The organism is Rathayibacter sp. VKM Ac-2928 (assembly GCF_022815545.1).
GTDB lineage: Bacteria > Actinomycetota > Actinomycetes > Actinomycetales > Microbacteriaceae > Rathayibacter > Rathayibacter festucae.
Genome location: NZ_JALGRU010000001.1, coordinates 1,537,477 through 1,550,413 on the forward strand (window position 1 = coordinate 1,537,477; position 12,937 = coordinate 1,550,413).

Below are 12,937 nucleotides of genomic sequence, written 5' to 3' on the forward strand. Positions count from 1 at the left end.
GGAACAGGTGCGCGCCTCCCCGGCTTGCAGGGAGGCGCGCAGATCTGCTCGGAATCAGACCAGGGAGCGCAGCACGTACTGCAGGATCCCGCCGTTGCGGTAGTAGTCCGCCTCACCGGGGGTGTCGATGCGGACGACCGCGTCGAACTCGATCGGCTGCTTGCCCTCGGGCGAGTCGGACGTCGGCGAGGCGACGACGTGGACCGTCTTCGGGGTCACGCCCTCGTTCAGCGCCTCGATGCCCGAGATGCTGATCGACTCGGTGCCGTCGAGCCCGAGCGAGGCCCAGGTCTCGCCCTGCGGGAACTGCAGCGGGACGACGCCCATGCCGATCAGGTTCGAGCGGTGGATCCGCTCGAAGCTCTCGACGATGACCGCCTTGACGCCCAGGAGGCTGGTGCCCTTCGCCGCCCAGTCGCGCGACGAGCCGGAGCCGTACTCCTTGCCGCCGAGGATCACCAGCGGGGTGCCCTGCGCCTGGTAGTTCTGCGACGCGTCGTAGATGAACGACTGCGGGCCGCCCTCCTGCGTGAAGTCGCGGGTGTAGCCGCCCTCCACGTTGTCCAGGAGCTGGTTGCGCAGGCGGATGTTCGCGAACGTGCCGCGGATCATCACCTCGTGGTTGCCGCGGCGCGAGCCGTAGGAGTTGTAGTCCTTGCGGTCCACGCTGTGCTCGGCGAGGTACTGACCGGCCGGGCTGTCGGCCTTGATCGAGCCGGCGGGGCTGATGTGGTCGGTGGTGACCGAGTCGCCCAGCTTGGCGAGCACGCGGGCGTCGGCGATGTCGGTGACCGGAGTCGTCTCCATCGTCATGCCGTCGAAGTACGGGGGCTTCCGCACGTAGGTGGAGTCCTCGTCCCACTCGAAGATCGAGCCCTCGGGGGTCTGCAGCGAGCGCCAGCGCTCGTCGCCGTCGAACACGCCGGCGTACTGCGTGTCGAACATCGACTTGTCGATCGAGGAGTCGATCGTCGCCTGGACCTCGGCCGCGTCGGGCCAGATGTCCTTGAGGAAGACGTCGTTGCCGTCGGTGTCGGTGCCCAGGGCGTCGACCTCGAAGTCGAAGTTCATCGAGCCGGCGAGGGCGTAGGCGATGACGAGCGGCGGGCTCGCCAGGTAGTTCATCTTCACGTCGGGGTTGATGCGGCCCTCGAAGTTGCGGTTGCCCGAGAGGACGGCCGTGACGGCGAGGTCGTTCTCCTGCACCGCGGTCGAGATCTCCTCGAGCAGCGGGCCGGAGTTGCCGATGCAGGTGGTGCAGCCGTAGCCGACGGTGAAGAAGCCGAGGGCCTCGAGCGACTCGGTGAGCCCGGCCTTCTCGTAGTAGTCGGTGACGACCTTCGAGCCAGGCGCCAGCGTGGTCTTGACCCACGGCTTGGCCTTGAGGCCCTTCTGCGCGGCGTTGCGGGCCAGCAGGCCGGCCGCGAGCATCACCGAGGGGTTCGACGTGTTGGTGCAGGAGGTGATCGCCGCGATCGCGACGGCGCCGTGGTCGATCGTGAAGCTCTCGTGGCCCTCGCCCAGCTCGACGGTCGTCGGCTTCGACGCGGTGGTCGGCGCGTGCGAGCGGTGGGTGTGCGAGTGCGAGCTGTACTCGTCCTGCGGCTGGAGCTCGCCCGGGTCCGACGCGGGGAACGACTCGGCGAGGGTGAGGTCGACGATGTCGTGGGTGACGTCGGTGTAGTTGTTGAGGTCCGACTCGAACTGCGTCTTCGCCGAGGTGAGCTCGATGCGGTCCTGCGGGCGCTTCGGCCCGGCGATCGAGGGGACGACCGTGCTGAGGTCCAGCTCGAGGTACTCGCTGAAGACCGGCTCGACCGCGGGGTCGTGCCAGAGCTTCTGCAGCTTGGAGTACTGCTCGACCAGGGCGATCTGCTCGTCGCTGCGGCCGGTGAGGCGCAGGTAGTCGAGGGTCACGTCGTCGATGGGGAACATCGCGGCGGTGGAGCCGAACTCGGGGCTCATGTTGCCGATGGTGGCGCGGTTGGCGAGGGGCACCTGGGCGACGCCGGCGCCGTAGAACTCGACGAACTTGCCGACGACGCCGTGCTTGCGCAGCATCTCGGTGATCGTCAGGACGACGTCGGTGGCGGTCACGCCGGCCGGGATGGCACCGGAGAGCTTGAAGCCGACGACCTTGGGGATGAGCATCGAGACGGGCTGGCCGAGCATGGCCGCCTCGGCCTCGATGCCGCCGACGCCCCAGCCGAGCACGCCGAGGCCGTTCACCATGGTGGTGTGCGAGTCGGTGCCGACGCAGGTGTCGGGGTAGGCGCGGAGGACGCCGCCGACCTCGCGGGTCATCGTGACGCGGGCCAGGTACTCGATGTTGACCTGGTGGACGATGCCGGTTCCGGGCGGGACGACCTTGAAGTCGTCGAACGCGGTCTGGCCCCAGCGGAGGAACTGGTAGCGCTCGCCGTTCCGCTCGTACTCGAGCTCGACGTTGCGCTCGAGGGCGTCGGGGGTGCCGAAGAGGTCAGCGATGACCGAGTGGTCGATGACCATCTCGGCGGGCGCGAGCGGGTTGATCCTGTTCGCGTCTCCACCGAGGGCCGCGACGGCCTCGCGCATGGTGGCGAGGTCGACGATGCAGGGCACACCGGTGAAGTCCTGCATCACGACGCGCGCGGGCGTGAACTGGATCTCGGTGTCGGGCTCCGACTCCGGGACCCACTCGCCCAGGGCGCGGATGTGATCGGCCGTGATGTTGGCGCCGTCCTCCGTGCGGAGCAGGTTCTCGAGCAGCACCTTCAGGCTGAACGGGAGCTTCTCGTGACCGGGGACCCGGTCGATGCGGAACACCTCGTAGTCGGTCGAGCCGACCTTCAGGTTGTCTTTCGATCCAAAGCTGTCTACCGCGGACACGTCGCCCTCTCCTTCGCTGACGTGGGCTCCGCCGACGGGCGCACCCACATATCCATCTCCATCTTGGCGACCGCGCACAGCGCCCCGCCACCAAGGAGGACCTAACTATTTATCTTGACGTCGAGACAACTCTACGCGCGTTCGGCGGGCGGAGCCGCCTCGTCCCGCTCCGCCGCGCCGCGGTACTCCGCGCGCACGGCCAGGACGGTGAGCACCAGCAGCGGCGCGTAGAGGGGCAGGCCGAGCACGAGCTTCCAGGTGCCCAGGGCCGTGGCGTCGCCGGCGAGGAAGAGCGGGTACTGCACCGCGAGCCGGACGAAGAACAGGGCCGCCCAGGCGAGCGTCAGCAGCGAGAAGAGCCGGCGCTTCCGGCGGTCGTCCCGCCAGGCCGTGCCGTCGCCCATCAGGTAGCCGGCCGCGACGCCGATCAGGGGCCAGCGCGCGAGCACCGAGACCAGGAAGACGAGGCCGTAGATGAGGTTGGTGATCAGACCGGGCACGAAGTTGTCGACCGCGCGGCCGGTGATCAGCGCGAGGGCGGCCGAGATCACGACGCCGAGCAGACCGCCGACCGCCTGGATGACCGGGGTGCGCCCGAGGATCCGCGCGACGGTGAACAGCACGGCCATCCCGACCGAGGCGACCAGCGAGAGCACGAGCTCGCCCGTGATCGTGAAGAGGAGGACGAAGGCGACCCCGGGCACGACGGCCTCGAGGATGCCGCGGACACCGCCCATCGAGCCGAGCAGTGCACGGCCGTCGAACGGCTCGCCGTCGGCGACGACGCCGAGTCCGGAGCGGCGGGCGGCCTTCGCGATCGCCTCGCCGACCTCCGGCTGGACAGCACGCTCGGGCCGCTCGGGCTGATCGGCGCGCTCGGGCTGCGGGTCGCCCTCGGCGCCCATCCCGCTCAGCTCGCGCTCTGCTGGGTCTGGCCGCTGTCCGGCATCTTGAGCGGGATGAGGTCGCGCGGGGGCATCGGACCGGAGCCGCGCACCACGACGACACTGCGGAAGAGGTCCTCGACGGCGGCCGCGGCCTGCTCGTCGGTGGCCCCCGCGCCGGCGATCACGCCGCGGAGGAACCAGCGCGGACCGTCGACGCCGACGAAGCGCGCGACGCGCACGCCGCCGCCGGCCAGCGGGAGCTGCGCGACGATCTCCGGGCCGAAGACGCCCTCGCGCTCCTCGGTGCTGCCGCCCTGGCGACCGATCTGCTCGGCGATCTGCCCGCGGATCTCGTGCCAGAGGCCCGAGGACCGCGGTGCCGCGAACGGCTGCACCTGGAGAGTGGACCCGGCGTAGTCGAGGCCGACGGCGATGACGCGCTTGGTCGCCTCCTCGACCTCGAGGCGGATGTGCATGCCCTCGCGGGGCAGCACCTTCACCCCGCCGAGGTCGATGTAGGGGCGGACCGGGTTGGCCTCGCGCTCGTCGAGCGGGCCGGCCTCCGCGCGGTCGGCGGGCGCGGACTTCTCGAAGTCCTGCGCGGCGGTCTCGACGGCCGCGTCCTCGGTGCCGGCGGGCTGGATGTCGCTCATGCGTTCTCCTCGTTGGTGCGGGCGTCTGCTGGTGCTGCGGTCGCGTAGCCGGTCGAGCCGAAGCCGCCGGTGCCGCGGACGGAGTCCGGCAGCTCCTCGACGGCGGTGAAGCGGGCCCGGACGACGGGCAGGATGACGAGCTGCGCGATCCGGTCGCCCGCGGCGATGCGGTAAGGCTCGCGGGCGTCGGTGTTCAGGAGCGCCACGCGGATCTCGCCGCGGTAGCCGGCGTCGATGGTGCCGGGCGCGTTCACGATCGTGAGGCCGTGCTTGAAGGCCAGCCCGCTGCGCGGCACGACGAAGCCGACGTGACCGTCGGGCAGGGCGATCGAGACCCCGGTGCCGACGCTCGCCCGCTCGCCGGGAGCGAGCACGAGCTCCTCCGTGGAGCGCAGATCGGCTCCGGCGTCACCGGGGTGGGCGTAGAACGGGACCTCGTCCGCGCGGATCGGGACGTCGACGGTTTCGTTCACGTGACGAGGGTAGACCAATCGTCTGATGCAATAGGGACATGCCGTCCTACCGAGAGAGGCTGTGGCCCGCGCCCTGGCTCTTCGTCTCCACCGCCCTCGTGATCCCCGCCAGCATCCTGGTCTTCGCGCCGATCAACCTGTCCGTCGGCTTCCTCGTCGCGCTGGTGCTCTACGGCGGCACCGTCGGCACGCTGCTGGCCACGTCGCCGACCATCGAGGTCGTCGACGGCGAGCTGCGGGCGGGCCGGGCGCACATCCCGCTCGAGCTGGTGGGCGACGCGGTCGCCTTCACCGGCGAGCGGGCGTTCGCTCAGCGCGGACCGCGATTGGACGCCAGGGCGTTCCTCGTCATCCGCGGCTGGGTGCGCGACGTCGTCCGGGTCCCGATCGAGGACCCCGCCGACCCGACGCCGTACTGGCTGCTGTCGAGCAGGCGCCCCAACGACGTCGTCGCCGCGATCCGGGAGGGATCACGGCGACGGGGCGCTGGTCTTTCGGAGCCGGGAGAGGCCTAGGCGGCGCACTCCAGGCAGATCGGGCCGAGCTTCTCCTCGTGGTCGATCTGCGAGCGGTGCTTCACCAGGAAGCAGCTGACGCACGTGAACTCGTCCGCCTGCGGCGGAAGGACCACGACGTCCAGATCGAGGTCGGACAGATCGGCACCGGGCAGTTCGAATCCGCCCGGGTTGTCGGCGTCATCGACGTCGACGACACCGGACATCTTGTCGGGGACTCGCTCCTTCAGGGCCTCGATCGACTCGGAGTCGTCATCGGTCTTGCGGGGGGCGTCGTAGTCCGTAGCCATTCCCATCCACTTCTTAAATTCAGTCGTTCAACAAATCGGCGGGGACAGTGTGCATCAAGAAGTATCGATGCGCAAACCGCTTCGAACGCGTCTTGACAGCCGCTGCCGCGCCCTCCTCCGCACCAACTTTCGACCCGCCCGCGGTATTCCCGGGGAACGGCCCGTCGGCGTGCGATCCTGAGCCGGTTCGCGGCAGGCACGGGCTCGTCCGCGGCCAGAAGGAGGTCCAGCACGATGATGGAACTGAAGGTGATCGGCGTCGAGAGCGGATCGCTCGTCCTCGTCTCGGACGGCGGTGAGCGGTTCTCCGTCCGCATCGACGAGACGCTGCAGAGCCAGCTGCGCCCGCGCGTGCACTCGCTGCCCCCGCGGGAGAAGCGCGTGTCGCCCCGCGAGATCCAGTCGCACATCCGCTCGGGCCTCTCCGCCGAGGAGGTCGCCGAGCTCACCGGCGCCGACCTCGACTACGTCGCCCGCTTCGAGGGCCCGGTCACGGCCGAGCGCGAGCACATCGTCGCCTCCGCCCTGGCGGTCCGCGTCTACACCAGCGCCGACCCCGACCCGCTCGAGGAGGGCACGCCCTTCGGCGACGTCATCCGCGAGCGCCTGGGCGCCCTCGGCGCCGACGGCGAGCAGTGGTCGAGCTGGAAGGAGGAGGAGGGCTGGGTCGTCAAGCTGCTCTTCCGCTCCGACGAGATCGACCACGACGCCCGCTGGCGCTTCGACCCCAAGAAGGCGCTCCTCTCCCCCCTCACCGCCGAGGCGACCACGCTCTCCCAGCAGGGCGAGATCCGGCCGACGCTCATCCCGCGCCTGCGCGCCGTCATCCCCGCCGCGGTCGACGAGCTGGCGACCCGGTTCGACACCGACGCGTTCGCGAAGCCCGCGGAGCCGTCGCGCCCCGAGCGCACGGGCTCCGAGCGTGCGGGCTCCGAGCGCCAGGGGCCCTCGCGCCTCCCGCACTCCCGTCCCGCCGCCTCCCGGCCCTCCGACACCGAGCCGCAGCCGGCCCTGTCGGACACGCCGCGTCCGGTCTCCACGCTCCCCCGCCCGGTGACCAGCACGACCGAGCAGCGCGAGCGCAACCTCAACGACACGGCTGATCTCCTCGACGCGCTCCGGCGCCGTCGCGGGGAGCGCGACCACGCCTCCTCGGCGCGGGTGCGCGAGGAGCCGCAGCCGGAGGCCCCCGCGGTCGTCGCCCCGAAGGCCCCCGAGCCCGAGCGCCCCGCAGCACCCGCCGCCGAGCACCCCGCCGCGAGCGGACGCACCTCGATGCGCCGAGGCCGGGCCGCCATCCCGAGCTGGGACGAGATCGTCTTCGGGGCCCGCAGCGACGACTGACCGGTCGACGCCTGACCGGTCGACGCCTGAGAGGGCGAGCGCGCTCCCGGGACTCAGATCCCGGAGAGCGCGCCGAAGCCGAGCAGCGGCACCTGGGTCTCCTCGGGGGTGAGCGAGCCGTGCTGGCCGATCATCGACCGGCCGGAGGCGTCCTCCGCCGAGTAGTAGGCGATCGCCTTCCGCGCGGCGACGAAGACGTCGCCCATCCGCTCCGCCGCCGGGGCGCCGATCTCGCCGAACCAGCCGCTCGCCGCGACCTCGTCGCGGGTCGCGATCCAGGCGCGGGAGCCCTCCGCGTCGCTCCAGCGCGCCGCGACCGCCGCGGGATCGATCCCGGCCTCGAGGTGCAGCTGCAGGCAGCGCGGCTCGCCGGCCAGGTGGCGGACGCCCTCGAGGAGCGCGGGATCGCGCACGAGGACGTGCGACGAGGCGGGGACGTCGAGCACGCCGTGGTCGGCGGTGACGAGCACGCCCTCGCGGCCGGAGAGTCCGCGGACGAAGCCCGCGACCTCGCCGTCGAGCTGCTCCAGGGCCGTCGTCCACTCCGGCGACTCCCAGCCGCGGGCGTGCGCGGTCATGTCGAGCTCGGGGACGTAGAGGTAGACCAGCTGCCGGCCGCCGCGATCGAGCAGGTCGCGCGCGGCGGCGAAGCGCTCGGCGACTCCCCCGGCGACCCGGTACTCGGCGCCGCGCAGGATCGCGCGGGTGAGCCCCGAGTGCGCGTAGCGGGCGGCGCCGATGACGCTCGCCGCGACACCCGCCTCGACGGCGCGCTCGAAGACGGTGGGGTGCGGCTGCCACTGCTCCGGGACCATCCGCTCGTCCCAGCCGGAGAGCTGGTTCACCAGGCGGTCGTGAGCCCGGTCGAGCACGCGGTAGCCGACCATGCCGTGCTCCCCCGGGCGCCGGCCCGTGGTGAGGCTGGCGAGGGCCGCCGCGGTCGTCGTCGGGAAGCCGGAGGCGAGGGTCGTGGCCTTGGTGAGCGCGGGCGTGAGCGTCCGGGCGTGCCCGGCGCGCTGGCGCAGGTTGGCCGCTCCGAGCCCGTCGACGAGGACGACGACGATCCGCTCGACGCGCGGCGAGCCGAAGGTCCCCGATCGGCCGAGGAGGGCGTCGAGAGCGCCGGGGAGGACGTCGGCGAGGCTCCGCCGCCCGGCGGGGACGGCCGGTAGCATGGGGGTCATCGCGCCCAGTTTCGCACGCTGCGCCCCTCCGCGGAGCGTGCCCCGCCGTGCCCGCGCCCGCTACCGAAGTGAGACATGAACGCTGCACCCCCTCCCTCCGGATCCTCCCTGACCGAGCGCATCGAGGACGTCGACGTCTCGGCCGAGATGGAGGGGTCGTTCCTCGAGTACGCCTACTCGGTGATCTACTCGCGCGCCCTGCCCGACGCCCGCGACGGCCTGAAGCCCGTGCAGCGCCGCATCCTCTACATGATGAGCGAGATGGGCCTGCGCCCCGATCGCGGCCACGTGAAGTCTGCCCGTGTCGTCGGCGAGGTGATGGGCAAGCTGCACCCGCACGGCGACGCCTCGATCTACGACTCGCTCGTGCGCCTCGCGCAGCCGTTCACGCTCCGGGTCCCGCTCGTCGACGGTCACGGCAACTTCGGCTCGCTCGACGACGGCCCCGCCGCCGCCCGCTACACCGAGGCCCGCCTCGCTGCCGCGGCGACGGCGATGACCGAGCACCTCGACGAGGACGTCGTCGACTTCGTCCCCAACTACGACAACTCGCACGACCAGCCCGAGGTGCTCCCCGCGGCGTTCCCGAACCTCCTCGTCAACGGTGCGAGCGGCATCGCGGTCGGCATGGCCACCAACATGGCCCCGCACAACCTGATCGAGGTCATCGGAGCGGCGCGGCACCTGATCGCGCACCCCGACGCCTCGCTGGACGACCTGATGTCGTTCGTCCCCGGCCCCGACTTCCCCAGCGGCGGCACGATCGTCGGGCTCGCCGGCGTCCGCGACGCCTACGCGACCGGCCGCGGCAGCTTCAAGACTCGCGCCCGCGTCTCGGTCGAGAGCATCACCGCCCGGAAGTCCGGCCTCGTCGTCACCGAGCTGCCCTACCTCGTCGGCGCCGAGAAGGTCATCGACAAGATCAAGGACGGCGTCCAGAACAAGAAGCTGAGCGGGATCGCCGATGTCACCGATCTCACCGACCGCGACAACGGCCTCCGCCTCGTGATCGGGATCAAGACCGGCTTCAGCCCGGAGGCGGTGCTCGAGCAGCTGTACCGCTACACCCCGCTCGAGGACGCCTTCTCGATCAACAACGTCGCCCTCGTCGACGGCCAGCCCCGCACGCTCGGCCTCAAGGAGCTGCTGCAGGTCTACGTCGGCCACCGCCTGACCGTGGTGACCCGGCGCTCCCGCTACCGGCTGCGCAAGCGCCAGGAGCGGCTGCACCTGGTCGAGGGACTGCTGATCGCGATCCTCGACATCGACGAGGTCATCCAGCTGATCCGCGCGAGCGACGACACCGCCGCCGCCCGGGCCCGGCTGATCGAGGTCTTCGACCTCAGCACGATCCAGGCCGAGTACATCCTCGAGCTGCAGCTGCGCCGCCTGACGAGGTTCTCCCGCATCGAGCTCGAGACCGAGCGCGACACGCTGCTCGCCGAGATCGCCGAGCTCGAGGAGCTGCTGGCCAGTCGCAGCCGCCTGGAGGCGCTGGTCTCCGACGAGCTCGACGAGGTCGCGCAGCGCCTCGGCACGCCCCGGCGCACCCTGCTCACCGAGGCGCGCCCCTCCGTCGCCACGACCGGCCGGAAGGCCGCCGCCGTGCTCGAGATCGCCGACCTGCCCTGCCGGGTGCTGCTGAGCACCACCGGTCGGATGGTCCGCATCGACCGCGACCCGGACGCGGCGCCGCACCCCGAGCGCGCGACCCGGCGCAGCAAGCACGACGCGGTCCTCAGCACCATCGACACCACCACGCGCGCCGAGATCGGCGCGGTGACGACCGCCGGCCGCCTGCTGCGCTTCTCCCCCGTCGACGTACCCGCCGTCCCGTCCTCCTCCGTGCAGCTCGGCGCGGGTGTCCGGATGAGCGACTACCTCAGCCACCTCGCGAAGGACGAGCGCGTCCTCGCCCTGGTCGCCCTCGACGACCCCCGCCCGATCGCCCTGGGCACCCTGCAGGGCACGGTCAAGCGCGTCGCCCCCGGCGACCTGCCGAACCGGCCGGACATCGAGCTGATCGCGCTGCGGCCGAAGGACGCGGTCGTCGGCGCCGCGCCGTCGGCCGACGAGGACGAGCTCGTCTTCGTCACCGGCGAGGCCCAGCTGCTGCGCTTCTCCGCGTCGGCCGTCCGACCGCAGGGCCGGACCGCGGCGGGCATGGCGGGCGTCAAGATCAGCGAGACCGACGAGGTCGTCTCCTTCGCGGTCGTCCCCGAGTCCGAGCGCGACGAGACGGTCGTCGCGACCGTCGCCGTCGACAGCTGGGCCCTCACCGGCACCGACACCGGCAGCGCCAAGGTGTCGGCGTTCTCGGAGTTCCCGCCCAAGGGCCGCGCGACCGGCGGCGTCCGCGCCCAGCGCTTCCTCAAGGGCGAGACCGCCCTCGGCGTCGCCTGGGTCGGCCCCGGCCCGGCGCACGCGCTCGAGGCCGACGGCAGCGTCGCAGCGCTCCCGGACTCCGGGATGAAGCGCGACGGCTCCGGCGTCGCCCTCGCGGCCCCGGTCGCCAGCATCGGCGCGGCTCCCGAGCAGTTCTAGGCCGTCGTCCCGCGCCACCACGGCGCGGGACGACCCTCAGACGTCGATGCGGTCGCGCGAGAGCGTCTCGGAGCCGCGGACGATGAAGTCCTTGCGCGGCGCCACCTCGTTGCCCATCAGCAGCTCGAAGACCCGGCCGGCGTTCTCGGCGTCCGACACCTTGACCCGGCGCAGCGTCCGCCGCGAGCGGTCCATCGTGGTCAGCGCGAGCTGGTCGGCGTCCATCTCGCCCAGGCCCTTGTAGCGCTGGATCGGGTCCTGGTAGCGCCGGTTCGCCTTCGACAACCCGGCGAGGACGCCCTGCAGCTCCTTCTCGGAGTAGGTGTAGATCGTCTCGTTCGGCTTCTTGCCGGAGTTCATCACCACGACGCGGTGCAGCGGCGGCACCGCGGCGAAGACCCGGCCGGCCTCGACCAGCGGCCGCATGTAGCGGAAGAACAGCGTGAGCAGGAGCGTGCGGATGTGCGCGCCGTCGACGTCGGCGTCGCTCATCAGGATGATCTTCCCGTAGCGCGCGGCCGGCAGCTCGAAGGAGCGACCGGACCCGGCCCCGATCACCTGGATCATCGAGGCGCACTCGGTGTTCGAGAGCATGTCGGCGATGCTCGCCTTCTGCACGTTGAGGATCTTGCCGCGGATCGGCAGCAGCGCCTGGTACTCGCTGTTGCGGGCGAGCTTCGCGGTGCCCAGCGCCGAGTCGCCCTCGACGATGAACAGCTCGCTGTTCTCCACGTCGTTGCTGCGGCAGTCGACGAGCTTGGCCGGCAGCGAGGAGGACTCGAGCGCGTTCTTGCGGCGCTGCGTCTCCTTGTGCGCGCGGGCCGAGATCCGCGACTTCATCTCGGCGACGAGCTTCTCGAGCAGCTGCGACATCTGCGCCTTGTCCTCGCGCTTCGTCGAGGCGAACACGGCGCCGAGGGTCGAGGTGATCGTCTGCGCGACGATCGCGCGCACCGCCGGCGTGCCGAGGACCTCCTTCGTCTGGCCCTCGAACTGCGGCTCGGGCAGGCGCACGGTCAGCACCGCGGTGAGCCCCGCGAGGGCGTCGTCCTTCTCCAGCTTGTCCGAGCCGGCCTTGAGCTTGCGGGCGTTCGCCTCGACCTGCGCGCGGAGCAGCTTCAGCAGCCCCTGCTCGAAGCCGGTCTGGTGGGTGCCGCCCTTGGGCGTCGAGATGATGTTGACGAAGCTGCGCAGCACCGTCTCGTAGCCGGTGCCCCAGCGCAACGCGATGTCGACCTCGCAGATGCGCTCGACCTCGGTCGGCACCATCGCGCCGCCGGGGGTGAGCACCGGGACGGTCTCGGTGAAGGTGCCGCTGCCGGTGAGCCGCAGCACGTCGGTGACGGCCGCGTCCGGAGCGAGGAACTCGACGAACTCCGAGATGCCGCCGTCGTAGCGGAACATCTCGGCGCGGCGCTCCTCCTCGCGGTCGTCGACGATGTCGATCGTGAGCCCCGGCACCAGGAAGGCGGTCTGCCGGGCCCGGGTGACCAGGTCGTCGGTCTGGAAGGCGGCGCCCTTGGTGAAGATCTGCCGGTCCGCCCAGTAGCGGACCCGCGTCCCGGTGACGCCCCTCTTCACCTTGGCGACGATCTCCAGCTCGGAGCCGTTCTCGAACGGCGAGAACGGGGCGTCCGGAGTCGGCTCGCCCGAGTCGGCGAAGCGGCCGGGCTCGCCGCGGTGGAAGGACATCCGGTAGGTGCGGCCGTCGCGGTCGACCTCGACATCCAGCCGCTCCGACAGCGCGTTCACGACCGAGGCGCCCACGCCGTGCAGGCCGCCCGAGGCGGCGTACGAGCCGGAGCCGAACTTGCCGCCCGCGTGCAGCTTGGTGAAGACGACCTCGACGCCGGTGAGCCCGGTCTTGGGCTCGATGTCGACCGGGATGCCGCGGGCGCGGTCGCGGACCTCGACGCTGCCGTCCTCGTGCAGCACCACGCTGATCTCGGTGCCGTGGCCGGCGAGGGCCTCGTCGACGGAGTTGTCGATGACCTCCCAGAGGCAGTGCATCAGCCCGCGGGAGTCCGTCGAGCCGATGTACATGCCGGGACGCTTGCGCACCGCCTCGAGGCCCTCGAGGACGGAGAGGTGCCGTGCGGAGTAGTCGGTGGAGGCCATCCGATCAGTCTAGGTTCGAGGGACGACACCCCGGCCGCGGCGCGGCGGAGCGCGATCACGG

The 12,937-nt window shown here is 71.5% G+C and carries 10 protein-coding genes; 3 read left to right on the top strand and 7 right to left on the bottom strand.

Features of this window, described 5'->3' with window-relative positions:
- Positions 1-54: 54 nt before the first annotated feature.
- From acnA to dut, 4 genes are all read right to left on the bottom strand, one after another.
- A complete protein-coding gene (acnA, locus tag MT350_RS07100) occupies positions 55-2,868 on the bottom strand; it encodes an aconitate hydratase AcnA (RefSeq protein ID WP_123445860.1) in 2,814 nt (937 codons plus the stop codon).
- Positions 2,869-2,999: 131 nt separating this feature from the next.
- A complete protein-coding gene (locus tag MT350_RS07105) occupies positions 3,000-3,773 on the bottom strand; it encodes a DUF3159 domain-containing protein (RefSeq protein WP_243599193.1) in 774 nt (257 codons plus the stop codon).
- A gap of 5 nt (positions 3,774-3,778) precedes the next feature.
- Positions 3,779-4,408 carry a DUF3710 domain-containing protein gene (locus tag MT350_RS07110; RefSeq protein WP_123445858.1) on the bottom strand — a complete coding sequence of 210 codons (630 nt, stop codon included), beginning with the start codon at positions 4,406-4,408 and terminating at the stop codon, positions 3,779-3,781.
- A complete protein-coding gene (dut, locus tag MT350_RS07115; protein WP_123445857.1) occupies positions 4,405-4,881 on the bottom strand; it encodes a dUTP diphosphatase in 477 nt (158 codons plus the stop codon). Before dut ends, MT350_RS07110 begins: the two co-directional genes overlap by 4 nt.
- Positions 4,882-4,919: 38 nt before the next feature.
- On the opposite strand from dut, the gene MT350_RS07120 reads away from it, so the two are divergent.
- The gene (locus tag MT350_RS07120; protein WP_123445856.1) at positions 4,920-5,396 is read left to right on the top strand and encodes a DUF3093 domain-containing protein; all 477 of its coding nucleotides are present in this window, start codon (positions 4,920-4,922) and stop codon (positions 5,394-5,396) included.
- Here MT350_RS07120 and MT350_RS07125 read toward each other — a convergent pair.
- On the bottom strand, positions 5,393-5,686 hold the full coding sequence (locus MT350_RS07125; protein ID WP_055792269.1) for a DUF4193 domain-containing protein: 294 nt from the start codon (positions 5,684-5,686) through the stop codon (positions 5,393-5,395). The genes MT350_RS07120 and MT350_RS07125 overlap by 4 nt on opposite strands.
- Before the next feature lie 234 nt (positions 5,687-5,920).
- On the opposite strand from MT350_RS07125, the gene sepH reads away from it, so the two are divergent.
- Positions 5,921-7,030 carry a septation protein SepH gene (gene sepH / locus MT350_RS07130; protein ID WP_243599192.1) on the top strand — a complete coding sequence of 370 codons (1,110 nt, stop codon included), beginning with the start codon at positions 5,921-5,923 and terminating at the stop codon, positions 7,028-7,030.
- 53 nt (positions 7,031-7,083) lie between these two features.
- On the opposite strand, the gene MT350_RS07135 is transcribed toward sepH, so the two are convergent.
- Positions 7,084-8,214 carry an alkaline phosphatase family protein gene (locus MT350_RS07135; RefSeq protein WP_243599191.1) on the bottom strand — a complete coding sequence of 377 codons (1,131 nt, stop codon included), beginning with the start codon at positions 8,212-8,214 and terminating at the stop codon, positions 7,084-7,086.
- Between the two features lie 75 nt (positions 8,215-8,289).
- Here MT350_RS07135 and MT350_RS07140 point away from each other — a divergent pair, with 75 nt between their 5' ends.
- The gene (locus MT350_RS07140) at positions 8,290-10,758 is read left to right on the top strand and encodes a DNA topoisomerase (ATP-hydrolyzing) subunit A (RefSeq protein ID WP_160089153.1); all 2,469 of its coding nucleotides are present in this window, start codon (positions 8,290-8,292) and stop codon (positions 10,756-10,758) included.
- 36 nt (positions 10,759-10,794) lie between these two features.
- On the opposite strand, the gene MT350_RS07145 is transcribed toward MT350_RS07140, so the two are convergent.
- The gene (locus MT350_RS07145) at positions 10,795-12,876 is read right to left on the bottom strand and encodes a type IIA DNA topoisomerase subunit B (RefSeq protein ID WP_243599189.1); all 2,082 of its coding nucleotides are present in this window, start codon (positions 12,874-12,876) and stop codon (positions 10,795-10,797) included.
- Between the last annotated feature and the right edge of the window lie 61 nt (positions 12,877-12,937).

What these genes read in the sequence shown, in the direction of transcription:
- sepH (WP_243599192.1), top strand. Translation starts at nt 5,921, where the DNA reads ATGATGGAACTGAAGGTGATCGGCGTCGAGAGCGGATCGCTCGTCCTC.
- MT350_RS07110 (WP_123445858.1), bottom strand. Translation starts at nt 4,408, where the DNA reads ATGAGCGACATCCAGCCCGCCGGCACCGAGGACGCGGCCGTCGAGACC.
- MT350_RS07105 (WP_243599193.1), bottom strand. Translation starts at nt 3,773, where the DNA reads ATGGGCGCCGAGGGCGACCCGCAGCCCGAGCGCGCCGATCAGCCCGAG.
- MT350_RS07120 (WP_123445856.1), top strand. Translation starts at nt 4,920, where the DNA reads ATGCCGTCCTACCGAGAGAGGCTGTGGCCCGCGCCCTGGCTCTTCGTC.
- MT350_RS07135 (WP_243599191.1), bottom strand. Translation starts at nt 8,214, where the DNA reads ATGACCCCCATGCTACCGGCCGTCCCCGCCGGGCGGCGGAGCCTCGCC.
- MT350_RS07145 (WP_243599189.1), bottom strand. Translation starts at nt 12,876, where the DNA reads ATGGCCTCCACCGACTACTCCGCACGGCACCTCTCCGTCCTCGAGGGC.
- MT350_RS07140 (WP_160089153.1), top strand. Translation starts at nt 8,290, where the DNA reads ATGAACGCTGCACCCCCTCCCTCCGGATCCTCCCTGACCGAGCGCATC.
- MT350_RS07125 (WP_055792269.1), bottom strand. Translation starts at nt 5,686, where the DNA reads ATGGCTACGGACTACGACGCCCCCCGCAAGACCGATGACGACTCCGAG.